The 11,837-nt window shown below is 64.8% G+C and carries 13 protein-coding genes; 4 read left to right on the plus strand and 9 right to left on the minus strand.

Translation table 11 applies throughout. From position 1 onward, the window contains the following. Window positions 1-37 precede the first annotated feature (37 nt). Window positions 38-730 (minus strand): ABC transporter ATP-binding protein, encoded by a 693-nt coding sequence (locus VGL01_RS20465; RefSeq protein WP_331572569.1) that lies wholly within the window; start codon window positions 728-730, stop codon window positions 38-40. On the opposite strand from VGL01_RS20465, the gene VGL01_RS20470 reads away from it, so the two are divergent. Next, the gene (locus tag VGL01_RS20470) at window positions 729-1,418 is read left to right on the plus strand and encodes an arylesterase (RefSeq protein ID WP_331572571.1); all 690 of its coding nucleotides are present in this window, start codon (window positions 729-731) and stop codon (window positions 1,416-1,418) included. The genes VGL01_RS20465 and VGL01_RS20470 overlap by 2 nt on opposite strands. 21 nt (window positions 1,419-1,439) lie before the next feature. Here VGL01_RS20470 and VGL01_RS20475 read toward each other — a convergent pair whose 3' ends face one another. Further along, complete coding sequence (locus VGL01_RS20475; RefSeq protein ID WP_331572573.1) at window positions 1,440-3,374, minus strand: SurA N-terminal domain-containing protein; 1,935 nt, start codon at window positions 3,372-3,374, stop codon at window positions 1,440-1,442. Window positions 3,375-3,557: 183 nt separating this feature from the next. Between VGL01_RS20475 and phaZ the strand changes: the two genes are divergently transcribed. Together phaZ and VGL01_RS20485 are read left to right on the plus strand one after the other, a co-directional pair. Next, window positions 3,558-4,865 (plus strand): polyhydroxyalkanoate depolymerase, encoded by a 1,308-nt coding sequence (gene phaZ, locus VGL01_RS20480; RefSeq protein ID WP_331572575.1) that lies wholly within the window; start codon window positions 3,558-3,560, stop codon window positions 4,863-4,865. A 36-nt stretch (window positions 4,866-4,901) separates the two neighbouring features. Further along, window positions 4,902-5,369: a universal stress protein gene (locus VGL01_RS20485; protein WP_331572577.1), complete on the plus strand. Its 468-nt coding sequence runs from the start codon at window positions 4,902-4,904 to the stop codon at window positions 5,367-5,369. 67 nt (window positions 5,370-5,436) lie between these two features. On the opposite strand, the gene VGL01_RS20490 is transcribed toward VGL01_RS20485, so the two are convergent. Beyond that, a complete protein-coding gene (locus VGL01_RS20490; protein WP_331572579.1) occupies window positions 5,437-5,913 on the minus strand; it encodes a universal stress protein in 477 nt (158 codons plus the stop codon). A 289-nt stretch (window positions 5,914-6,202) separates the two neighbouring features. Between VGL01_RS20490 and fnr the strand changes: the two genes are divergently transcribed. Further along, the gene (gene fnr, locus VGL01_RS20495) at window positions 6,203-6,982 is read left to right on the plus strand and encodes a fumarate/nitrate reduction transcriptional regulator Fnr (protein WP_331572580.1); all 780 of its coding nucleotides are present in this window, start codon (window positions 6,203-6,205) and stop codon (window positions 6,980-6,982) included. Window positions 6,983-7,010: 28 nt separating this feature from the next. Here fnr and VGL01_RS20500 read toward each other — a convergent pair whose 3' ends face one another. The 6 genes from VGL01_RS20500 to VGL01_RS20525 all read right to left on the minus strand — a co-directional run bounded on the left by VGL01_RS20500 (window position 7,011) and on the right by VGL01_RS20525 (window position 11,793). Continuing rightward, window positions 7,011-8,000 (minus strand): zinc-dependent alcohol dehydrogenase family protein, encoded by a 990-nt coding sequence (locus VGL01_RS20500; protein WP_331572583.1) that lies wholly within the window; start codon window positions 7,998-8,000, stop codon window positions 7,011-7,013. A 21-nt stretch (window positions 8,001-8,021) separates the two neighbouring features. Then, on the minus strand, window positions 8,022-8,300 hold the full coding sequence (locus VGL01_RS20505) for a DUF1488 domain-containing protein (RefSeq protein WP_331572585.1): 279 nt from the start codon (window positions 8,298-8,300) through the stop codon (window positions 8,022-8,024). Window positions 8,301-8,449: 149 nt separating this feature from the next. Next, window positions 8,450-9,298, minus strand: coding sequence for an ureidoglycolate lyase (locus tag VGL01_RS20510; RefSeq protein ID WP_331572587.1), 849 nt, complete (start codon window positions 9,296-9,298; stop codon window positions 8,450-8,452). A gap of 34 nt (window positions 9,299-9,332) precedes the next feature. Further along, window positions 9,333-10,109 (minus strand): SDR family oxidoreductase, encoded by a 777-nt coding sequence (locus VGL01_RS20515; RefSeq protein WP_331572589.1) that lies wholly within the window; start codon window positions 10,107-10,109, stop codon window positions 9,333-9,335. Continuing rightward, a complete protein-coding gene (locus VGL01_RS20520; protein ID WP_331572591.1) occupies window positions 10,106-11,434 on the minus strand; it encodes a UxaA family hydrolase in 1,329 nt (442 codons plus the stop codon). The genes VGL01_RS20515 and VGL01_RS20520 overlap by 4 nt, the downstream gene beginning before the upstream one ends. Window positions 11,435-11,463: 29 nt before the next feature. After that, window positions 11,464-11,793: a UxaA family hydrolase gene (locus VGL01_RS20525; RefSeq protein ID WP_331572595.1), complete on the minus strand. Its 330-nt coding sequence runs from the start codon at window positions 11,791-11,793 to the stop codon at window positions 11,464-11,466. Window positions 11,794-11,837: the final 44 nt, after the last annotated feature.

The following is an 11,837-nucleotide window of genomic DNA, read 5'->3' on the forward strand; positions in this document are numbered from 1 at the left end:
CTAAACGGGGTGGGCCCGGCTTGTTGGCGGGGCTCGCCTACCGATGCGCCACCCGTCCCGCGTCGAGCGTCACGATGCGCGCGCAACGATGCGCAAGTTCGAGATCGTGCGTGACGAGCACGAGCGTGGCCCCGTGTGCCGCGTTCATCTCGAACATGAGATCGATGACCGCGTGCCCGGTCGCCGCATCGAGACTGCCTGTCGGCTCGTCTGCGAACAGGATCGCCGGGTGGGTGACGAAGGCGCGCGCGAGCGCGACACGCTGCTGCTCGCCGCCGGACAGGACCTTCGGATAGTGCCCAGTGCGCGCCCCGAGGCCGACTTGATCGAGCAGCGCGCGGGCACGGCCCGTTGCCTCGTGCGAGGTGACGCCGCCTTGCAACTCGAGCGGCAAGCGCACGTTCTCGAGAGCGGTCAGATGCGGCATCAGCTGAAACGATTGAAAGACGAACCCGACCATGCCGTTTCGGAGATTCGCCCGTTCATCCTCCGACAACGTTTCGAGCGCCTTTCCGAACAATCGAACCGAGCCCGACGTGGCATTGTCCAATCCGGCGAGCAAGCCCAGCAGCGTCGACTTACCCGAGCCGGAGGCACCGACGATTGCCACGCTGCTGCCGGGCGTGACCTCGAGTGTGATGTCCTCGAGTATCGTCAGCTCGCCCGTTGCGTTCTTAACCCGCTTGGATAAATTGCGTACTTCGATGATGGGATCGGTATTTTTATGCATGAGGAAGGCGCGTCGCTCGAAAGTAGGTGCGCTCGCCGGCAATCTGCACCGAGCGTTGCTGGCTATCGCGCTCGCCGTGGTCGCGACCTCGGCCGGTGCAACGGCGGATGCCGCCGCGCCGGCCAAGCCGGTCATCGTCGTGCTCGGCGACAGTCTTTCGGCCGAGTACGGCCTGCCCAGAGATTCAGGATGGGTCGCGCTGCTGAGGCGCCGCCTGGCGAACGAGCGCATCGATTATAGCGTCGCCAATGCAAGCATCAGCGGAGACACGACGAGCGGCGGCCGCGCGCGGCTGCCCGAATTGATATCCCGCCTCAAGCCGTCGATCGTGATCGTCGAGCTGGGCGCCAACGACGCGTTGCGCGGTGTCCCGCTCTCGACGACGGAAGACAATCTGCGCACGATCGTCAAGGACGCGCAGCAGAGCAAGGCGAAAGTGGTGCTCGTCGGGATGTATGTGCCGGCCAATTACGGCCCCGCCTATACGGAGCAGTTCCATCGAATCTACGGCTCGCTCGCCAAGGAACTCGATGTACGGCTCGTCCCTTTTCTGCTCGCCGGCATCGAAAACAAGCCGGACATGTTCCAGAGCGATCAGATGCACCCGACCGAGCAAGCGCAGCCGGTACTGCTCGACAATGTCTGGCCGGTTCTCGCGCCGCTCCTTCAGCGCCGGCAAGTCCGCTAAGTCGGACCTGCCGGCAATCGCTCAATCGGTACTGCCTGACTTGCCGTCCGCCGCTCCGTAGAACTTCACCTTCGAGCGCGCGCGCAGCGCATCGATATAAGCCTGCATATCGGTCTGTCCGCTCATCTGCGAAAGTTGCTGTTGCGCTCCCGCAAGCCGGGCGGGGTCGATCGGCGCACCGGGCAGCACGGCATTCACACGATAGATGGCGTAACCGGCCTCGCCAAGATCGACGCCGGTGTAGACGGGCGGCTTGCTGGCATCGGCTTTGAAGATCGCGCTCAACGCTGCGGGCGGGACGCTTTGCGCATCCGTGCGCGAGAGCTTCATCTCGGCGCCGAAGCCCGCGGTCGACTTCGACTTTTGCAAGTCTGCAAGCTTGGCGGCGCCGTCCTTGCGGGCGAGCTCGGCAGCCTGCTCGGCCACGTAGCGGGCGCGCACGGCATCCTTGATCGATGCCAGCGGCGGCGTGGCAGCCGGTTTGAAGTCGGTCACGCGAGCCGAGATCAGCATGTTATTGCCGACGTCGATCGCCTGCGTGTTGTTATGGTCCTTGACGGCATCGTTGGCGAAGACAGCAGCCAGGAACTTGGGATTGTTGAGCGGGCTGTCGGGCGGCAGCGACGCGCTGGGCTTGTTGGTGACCGTGGCCGTTTGCAGCGTCAACTTGAACTTGTCGGCAACCGGCTGCAGGCTCTTCGCCTGTTCGTAGACTGTCGACGTGAACGCGTCCGAGCCGTCGCTGAAAGCCTTGGCGGCCTGCTGCGACTTGAGTTCCTTCTCGATCTGGTCCTTCACGCTGGCGAACGGCTTGACGACGGGCGGCTTTTCGTCGGTCAGCATGATCACGTGGTATCCGAACGCCGAACGCACCACATCGCTGACATCGCCCTTTTTCTTCAACCCGAGCGCGGCCGCGTCGAATGCCTTGTCGCCCGTGATCACACCACCGGTCGACCAGCCGAGGTCACCGCCCTTCGATGCGGAGCCCGGGTCCTTCGATTCTTTCTGAGCGATCTGCGCAAACTGATCGGGATGCGCCTTCACCTGCGCCAGTACGTCCTGCGCCGTTTTCTTCGCGGCCGCGTCCTCGTCGGGCTTCGCACCGCTCGGCGACGGAATCAGAATCTGGCTCACGCGCACTTCGCGCGGTGTCGTAAAACGCGCCGTGTTGTCGTCGTAGTACGTCTTCGCATCGGCTTCGGTCGGGTTGATCCCGGCGCCGAGCGTAGCCGGAGAGAACACGACGTATTGGATGGACGCCGTCGGCGGCGTCGCGAAATCGGCGCGATGCGCATCGTAGTACGCGGCGAGCTGCGCATCGTCCACCTTGACCTTCGATGCGTAATCGCTGGTATGCAGCACCAGCGGCTGCACCGCGCGCTGTTGCTCGGCAAGCTGGGCCAGGTGCTCGGCAACGCTCTTGGGCACGAACGCGCTCGCCTGGATGCTATCGGGGATCTGGTCCATCGCCAGGCCGTAACGGACACGCTCCTGGTATTGATCGGGTGTCATGCCCTGCATCGCGAGCAACTGGGTATAGCGATCGACGTCGATCGACCCATCGGGTTTGCGCAGCGACGCAATCACCGGATCGGCCAAGAGCGCTCGACGCACCGCGTCATCCGATGCGCTCAGGTGCTCGCGCTGCGCCTCGTCGGCCAGCACGCGCTGCTGAATCAGGCTGTCGAGCAATTCGCGGCGCCGCTCGGGCGTATCGAACATCTTCGCGTCGAAGCGCGCGCCGAGCACCTGCCGCGCCTGATCGAGCTGCCGACGCATCGCGTCGTCGAATTCGGCACGGGTGATTTTATGGCCGTTGACGCTCGCCACATTGGCGCTTTCGTCGAAGAACCCGCGGAAACCCTGGATACCGATGAAGCCCAGCCCCGGCACGATGACGAGGACGAGCATGAACATCATCAGGCGCTTGTGGTTGCGAAAGAAATCGAGCATGCGTGACTGGTTACGTTGGACAAAAACGTCCAATAGTACAACAGCTGCAACCGGCGGCGACAAATCCGGTTCTGGCGGAAAGACGGGCTTGCCAGCCGGCATGCCGCGTCGGCACAATAGCCGGGCACTGTCGCGCTGCGTGGGCCCCACGCTGGCGAGCGCGGCGTGCCGCGGGAGGCGGTCATGCTCTACGACTGGCTGGAAGCGCAGCGCGCGCTGGCGCGCTCCGTTGGCGCGTGGACCGAATATGCCGGGCGCCTTTTCGGATTACCGGTGGCGCCTGGCGATAGCGGCGTTCCGGGCAGCGACTGGTTCGGCCGCTTCATTCAGACCGCCGCCCAAGCGCCGGGCTTCGATATTCATTCGGTGACGATCGGCGAACGCCAGGTGAGCGTGAAAGAAACCATCGTCGCGGCAACGCCGTTTTGCGCACTCCGTCACTTCGCCCGCGAAGGCATGGTCCTTCGCTCATCCCCGTATCCCGTTCTGGTCTGCGCGCCGCTGGCCGGCCATCACGCCGTCATGATGCGCGAGACGGTCGAGACGCTGCTGGAGGACACCGACGTCTATGTGACCGATTGGGCCAACGCACGAGACGTTCCGATAACGGCCGGCAGGTTCGGCCTCGACGACTACGTCCAGACCATCGAACGGTTTTTGCGCATGCTCGGCGGCGCCGGACTGCATGTCCTGGCCGTATGCCAGGCCACCGCACCTGCCGCCGCCGCGGCCGCCCTCGTCGCCGCGTGCGGCGAGCCGGCTCCGCTCAGCCTCACGCTGATGGGCGGTCCCATCGATGCACGCATCAATCCGACGGCCGTCGGCCGCTTCGCGCTCGCGCACAGCATCGGCTGGTTCCGAGCCACTCTCATCGATATCGTCCCGCCGGGTTACGCTGGCGCAGGCCGACGGGTCTATCCAGGCTATATTCAACATGCGGCGCTGATGGCCGTGCATCCGGACCGCCAGCTCGCACTCGAATCGCGGTACTGGGCGCACCGGTGGCGCGCAGACAAGACAAAAGCGGCGGAAAGCCGACGCGCGCTCGACGAGTACGCCGCCGTGCTCGACATGACCGAGGACTATTTCCTCGATACCCTGCGGGTCCTCTTTCGCGAGCACCGGCTCGCGCACGGTATTTGGCAGATTGCAGGACGCCGCATCGATGGCTCGGCGCTTGCTAGCACCGCCCTTTGTACGGTCGAGGGCGATCGCGACGATATCACCGGCGCGGGCCAGACGCATGCCGCCCATACCGTTCTAGCGTCCGTGCCGCAGCGCTCGAGAATGCGCCTGACGATCGCCGATTGCGATCACTACGATCTTTTTACCGGAGCCCGCTGGCGCGAAGCGATCCACCCCGAGCTGGCCCGTTTCTGGCGTTCGGCGTCCTCCGCGCGTCGGCGTGGCTCCCGGGTCCGGCCACCCCCGACGGCCAGATCGCGCGCACTTGATTCAGATCAGGCTGCAACGATGAGCGTGCGCCGATGATGTCCGAAAAACGGATCGACTTCGCGGAAGGCCCAAATGTACCGACACATCCTCGCCCCTATCGACGGTAGTGCCACGTCCACGCGCGCGCTCGAGGCCGCGCTCCGGTTCGCCAGCGGTTCGGGCGCCGAATTGCTTGCACTTTTTGTCGTGGACGTGCCGGTCATCGGCTCGGAGGCGCCTGGCTACGATCCGAACCTGGTGCGCGATGCGCTTTTCGAGCAGGGAGCGCGCGTGGTCGACGAAGCGATCGAGAAAATGAAAGCGGCCGACGTTACCGGCACGCCGCGCGTGGTCGAGACCAACCCGCTTCGCGACGATATTGCGCATACGATCTTGCGTGTCGCCGAGGAGTGGCCGGCCGATCTGATTGTCATGGGTACACATGGGCGGCGCGGGTTCCAACGCCTCATGCTCGGCAGCGTAGCGGAACGCTTCCTGCGCATTTCGTGCTGTCCGGTTCTCCTCGTTCCGGCCAGCGATGCGGCGGCCGGTGAAAGTTGAGTGCCGGCCCGACGGCACGGCGGCATCGATCCGGCACGCCGAGGCACCGACGAGCCGCGGACTCCCGTCAGAGTTTGCCCGTTGCGCCGCGGGCCACTTCATCGTGGCGCACGAGCAATACCGGCAGTTCCACCGAGCGCAGCAACGATTCGGCAACGCTGCCCAGCAACACGCGGCGCACGCCATGGCGACCATGCGTTCCAATGACGATGAGTTCCGCCTCACATTCCGCGGCGACGCGAGCAATGACCGAGGCCACGCTTTCGCCGTACGCGTCGACGACACGCGGCGTGCCCTCGACCCCTCCCGCCTTGAAGACTTCTTCGGCTTCCTCGAGCGCCGCGGTCGCCGCCTCGATCGCCTCGGGGCTCGCGCCCTCACCGCCCTGATAGACCGCACCAACGTCCACCAGTTGCGGTGCGTGCTCCACGACGCAGACCGCGACGATCGACGCGCCCGAAGCGCTGGCAATCTTTACGGCCTCGTCGAGCGCAAGACGCGCTGCGCGGCTGCCGTCGATGGCAGCCAGAATACGTGTGTACATGATGGTTCTCCGGGGCACAGGCCCACTGCATCGATCATTGATGCAATAAGTGTGCGACCCGCCAGGCCTGCGCGCCTTGATGCCGATCAACGAGCGATCGGGGGCGTCGACAGGCCTGACGAATGAGCCGATTCCTGGCGCGACCGTAGGAAAATGCTTACAAAGCGCCGTCGATACCTACCCCAGTTTCGTATCGCGCTGATATTTTTTTCGCGGGGCGCTGGCCATACTCACTGCCATGAAGGATCACGTGCGTGCTGCCGCGCGCGCGTCACTGGCGGAGGCCACCATGTTGCTCGAACTGGATTTCCCCCGACAAGAAGGCCCATCCCCGGCCCCGCAGGAGACGTCCGGGGGTGCCCACAGTCGAAAGCTACCGTCGCCTGCCAAGGAGGGCTGCGCGTCCTGCTCGCTGCGCTCGGCCTGCGTCCCGGATGGGTTGACCGCTCAGGAAATCGCGCGCTTCGATGCGATCGTCAACACGACGCGGACCATCAAGCGCGGCGAAGCGCTGTACCGTACCCACGATCCGTTCGAGAGCATTTATGCCGTGCGGGCCGGTTCGTTCAAGACCGTCGTCATGCACCGCGATGGCCGAGAGCAGGTCACGGGTTTTCACCTTGCGGGCGAAGTGCTCGGGCTCGACGGTGTCTGTGCCGAACGACACAGCAGCGATGCGATAGCCCTCGAAGACAGCAGCGTATGCATCATGCCTTATTCGCTACTCGAGTCGATGTGCACGGAATCGAAGCAGTTGCAGCGGCAAATGCTGCGCACGATGAGCAGCGAAATCGTGCGCGAATCGTCGCTGATGATGCTGCTCGGCACGATGAGCGCCGAGCAGCGCGTCGCCACGTTCCTGCTCAATCTATCGAGCCGCATGAAGGCGCGCGGCTACTCGGCCGCCGAATTCAACTTGCGCATGACGCGCGAGGAAATGGGCAATTACCTCGGCATGAAGCTCGAGACAGTCAGCCGTATGTTCTCCAAATTCCAGCGCGACGGGCTGCTCGAAACCCACGGCAAAAAAATCCGCATCGTCGATCTGACCGCGCTCGAAGCGGTTTGAGCCCGCCGATATACGCCCTGGGGTTGCGTCAATCGCCGGTCGTCAACACCGCGGCGCCGGTGAGGCGGCCCTCGCGCAAGTCGGACAGCGCCCGATTGGCCTCGCGCAACGGATAGAGCGTCGTCTCGATGCGCAGCGGCACCTGGCCCGCGATCCGCATGAACGCGTGTCCATCTTCGCGCGTCAGATTTGCGACCGATACAAGGCACCGTTCGCCCCAGAGCAGGTCGTACGGAAAGGACGGAATCGCGCTCATGTGGATGCCGCCGCAAACCACGATGCCACCTTTGACGACGGCGGCCAGTGCGGCGGGCACGAGCGCGCCGACCGGTGCAAAAATAAGTGCCGCATCGAGCGGTTCGGGCGGTGCGGCATCGCTGCCGCCGGCCCAACGTGCGCCGAGTCGGCGAGCGAGCTGCTGCGCGGCCGTGTCGCCGGGCCGCGTGAACGCATAGACGATCCGCTGCTGATGGCTGGCCACTTGCGCCACGATGTGTGCGGCCGCTCCGAAGCCGTAGATGCCGATACGCCGGGCGTCGCCGGCCATCGCGAGCGTTCGATATCCGATGAGGCCCGCGCACAATAGCGGCGCCGCTTCCGCGTCGGAGTAACGAGCCGGTATGGGCAGACAATAGCGGCTATCCGCGGTAACCCACTCGGCATACCCGCCATCGAGTGTGTAGCCCGTGAACGCCGGCCGATCGCACAGGTTTTCGCGGCCCCCGCGGCAGTAGCGGCATTGCCCGCACGTATGGCCGAGCCAGGGCACCCCGACGCGCTCGCCCAGCCGGAATTCGGTGACGCCCTCACCCAGGCCCGCGACGACACCGACGATTTCGTGCCCCGGTATGACGGGCTTCTTGGGATGGGCCAATTCCCCGTCGACCACATGCAAGTCGGTGCGGCACACCCCGCATGCGCGAATGCGGATCAACAATTGCCCGGGGCCGGGCGTCGGATCTGGCAACTCGCGCTCGCTCAAGTGCGGGGACCGGCCGTCGAATACCATCGCGCGCACGTCGTTGTCTCCCGGTGCGAGTCAAGCGTCGTGAAAACGGAAAAACCCGCTATGCAGCAGCACCGGCTTCTTGCCGAGTTCTTGCAACAATTCGCGAGCGGCTCGTTCGATGGCGTGCCGATGCTTTTCGAACGCCGCAAGGACATCCTCTTCCCGGAGCGACTGGGCGCCAAAGTGGTCTTCGAGCGCCTCCGCGGTAATTGCGCATTGGACGCGCTCGCCATCGACGAGCGCCGGGAACGCGAGCACCAGGTCGCGGCCGCAGTACTCCGGAGCCTCGATCGGAAAAGAGATATGCATAGCGCCCCCTTTGCGGCAACCGTGCCGCGGCGAATCCATCCGGCAACCTTACGACAAAAGGCGCGGACGTGCCACGCGCCCTTGCCATCAGGATAGTCGATGGCAAGCGTCGTCCTGCTTGACTTGGATCAACGCTTGCGGGGCCCGGATCACTCCGCGGCGACCGTGCGTTGCCGCTGCTCGCCGAGCCCCTCGATGCCGAGGCGGATCGTCTGGCCCGCTTTCAAGTAAACGGGCTCCGGCTTGATGCCCAGACCGACGCCCGGCGGCGTGCCGGTCGAAATTACATCGCCAGGCTGCAGGCTCATGCACTGCGAAAGATACGAGACGAGCTTCGCGACCGTAAAGATCATCGTGCGCGTATTGCCGTTCTGATAGCGGTGCCCGTCGACTTCGAGCCAAAGATGAAGCTGCTGCGGATCGGCGATTTCGTCGCGCGTGACCAGCCACGGGCCCAGGGGGCCGAACGTGTCGAAGCCCTTGCCCTTGTCCCACTGCCCGCCGCGCTCGATTTGCCACTCGCGCTCGGACACATCGTTGATGACGCAAAAACCGGCCACGTAATCGAGGGCGTTCGCTTCGTCGACATACTTGCATGGCCGCCCGATGACGACACCGAGTTCCACCTCCCAGTCGGTCTTTTTCGATCCACGCGGGATCTCGATATCGTCGTTCGGGCCGACGATCGCGCTCGTCCATTTATTGAAGACCACAGGTTCGCTCGGAATCGGCATGTTCGATTCCGCCGCGTGATCCGCATAGTTCAAACCGATACATACCATCTTCCCGACCCGGCCGACGCAGGCACCGATCCGCGGTTCGCCCCGCACGACCGGCAGTGTCGCCGGATCGATCGCCCGCAGCCGCGCAAGGCTCGCATCGGAAAGCGCATCGCCGGCGATGTCGTCGACGTGGGTCGACAAGTCTCGAATGTTGCCCTCGGCATCGACGAGGCCCGGCTTTTCCTGACCTTTCGGCCCATAACGAAGCAGTTTCATATCAGTGGATTGCGATAAGAGAAAGTGGGAAGGATCAATTGGACCAGCCGCCGTCGATGAGATGCACCTGCCCTGTCGTGAACCCCGCTTCGTCCGATGCGAGATAGGCGGCGAGCGCGGCGATCTCTTCGGGTTTGCCGATGCGGCCCATGGGCTGACGCGCGACGAATGCCGCCTCGACTTCGGCGACCGACTTGCCTTGCGTGCCCGCCTGCTCGGCAATGCGCGCCGTCAACGAGGGCGAAGCCACGGTTCCCGGGCAGATCGCGTTGCATCGCACGCCGCGAGTCACGAAGTCCGCGGCGACCGACTTCGTGAGCCCGATCACCGCGGCTTTCGACGCGCCGTAGACGAAGCGGTTCGGCACGCCTTTGACGCTCGAGGCCGCCGACGCCATATTGACGATCGAGCCGCCGCCGCGCTCGAGCATCCCCGGTAAAAACGCGCGGATCGTCCGGTACATCGACTTCACGTTCAGATCGAACGAGAAATCCCAGTCGTGCTCTTCGCATTCGAGCACGCTGCCCGCATGCACGAAACCGGCGCAATTGAGCAGGATATCGATGCCGCCGAGCTCGCTCGCGAGCGCCGCGATCGCGGCCGTATCGCGCACGTCGAGCGGGCGCGCCTCGAACGGTACGTCGCCGAATAGATCGAGCCGGATATCGGTCGCGACGACGCGCGCGCCCTCACGCGCGAATCGCTCCGCGCAGGCGCGGCCAATGCCCTGCGCGGCCGCGGTCACGACCGCGACTTTGCCGGCGAGCCTGCCCGCGAGCGGATGCTCCGGTGATGTTGCCGTGGGATTCATAAACGCTCCGTTTGATGTCCGCCAGCTCGCGCCGCGGGCATGATCGGCAAACAGGCCGGCCCAACCGGCTCGAATGCCTTGTAGGTCAGAATGAATTCCTGGTGGCCGAGCATCTCCGACTTCGACCGCGCGCCGTTGGCGACATCGACGGTCAAATCGAATACTTCGCGCCCGAGCTCGTCGAGCGTGCCGCGTCCCTCGAGGATGCGCCCCGCATCAGCGTCCATGTCGCCCGATAGTTTGCGGTAGGTGTCTGGATTGGCGCAAACCTTGATGACCGGCGACACCGCCGAGCCGACGACCGAACCGCGGCCCGTCGTGAACAAAATCAGGTGGCAGCCGCAGGCGATCAGCTCGCCGATTTCGGCATTGTCGCTGATGTTCGGAAAACCGAAGCGCGGCTCGCCGTCGGGCACGACATCGAGCAGGTAAAGCCCGCCCGTCGGCGGCACGTCGCCCGGCTTGACGATGCCGACGATCGGCGATGCACCGCTTTTCGCATAGGCGCCGAGCGACTTCTCCTCCTGCGTCGTGAGCCCGCCGTCGGCATTGCCGACCGCGAAGCTGCCGTGTCCCATGATCGTGTAATAGCGCGCCGCTTTCGCCACGCACTCGACGATCGCGTCGCCCAGCTCTGGCCGCGCCGCGCGCGACTTCATATGGTATTCGCACCCGACGAGCTCGCCCGTCTCTTCGAAGACGCAGGTCGCGCCGCGCTCGATGAGCGCATCGAACGCGCGCCCCACGGCCGGGTTGGCCGTCATGCCGCTCGTGCCATCCGAACCGCCGCAGACCGTGCCGACGATGAGCTCGGAAAGCTGCATCGGCACGGTGCCCTGCGCGCGCAAAGCCTGCCGCGTGCGCTTCACCCAGTCGACGCCGCGCATCACCGTGCTGCGCGTGCCGCCCGTTTCCTGGATCGTCAACACCTCGACCGGCCGTCCGCTATCGCGCACGAGATCGGCCAGATAGTGCTTGTTCATACTTTCGCAGCCGAGCGAGACGAACAACACCGCGCCGACATTCGGATGTGTGGCGATACGCGCGAGCATTTTCTCCGCGTAGGCGTTCGGATAGCAGCCGGGAAAGCCGATCAGATGGACATCGGGTTGTTCGTCGTGGGCGTTGGCGACGTCGAAGTCGCCCGCCACGGCGTCGGCGTCGGACTCGTCGTAGCGCGGCCCGAAGCGCGTGACGATTTCGCGCGCCACGTGATGGGCGCATTCGACGAGATACGCGACTGCGATCACGTTGCGAATGCCCTTGCGGCCGTCACTGCGCAAGTAACCGCGAAGCGGGGCCGGTTCGGAAGAGAGCTCGTTCATCGAAGTATCCGTCGAAAAGTGACAAGTGCTCAACGCTTGTCGTGGGAGACGAAACTGTGGCCTTCGTCGTGGGTGTACGTGGGCAGATAGTCGCTCACGAGATTGTGCATGTGCAGATGCTCGCCGCGTGCGACGCTCGCCGTCACATGGCCGATCGGCGCGCCGTAGCGGACGACCTTCTCGCCAGCTTCGAGCGGACGGCGCGCGAGCTTGTGCGCGAGCGGGATCGTCGTCGCGAGGACGACGGTTTCGCCGTCGATGGCGAGCGCCGTACCGGCTTCGAGCGTCGTCGCGGCGATCACGCAGTTGTCCTCCGGCGCGAGCAGAATCAGGCGGGGATCGAATGTCGGAGAAGTCATCGTCGTCATGCGTCACCGCCGGCCCGTTTCGTCAACATCAGCGC

It is taken from the genome of Trinickia sp. (assembly GCF_036503415.1).
Taxonomy (GTDB): domain Bacteria; phylum Pseudomonadota; class Gammaproteobacteria; order Burkholderiales; family Burkholderiaceae; genus Trinickia.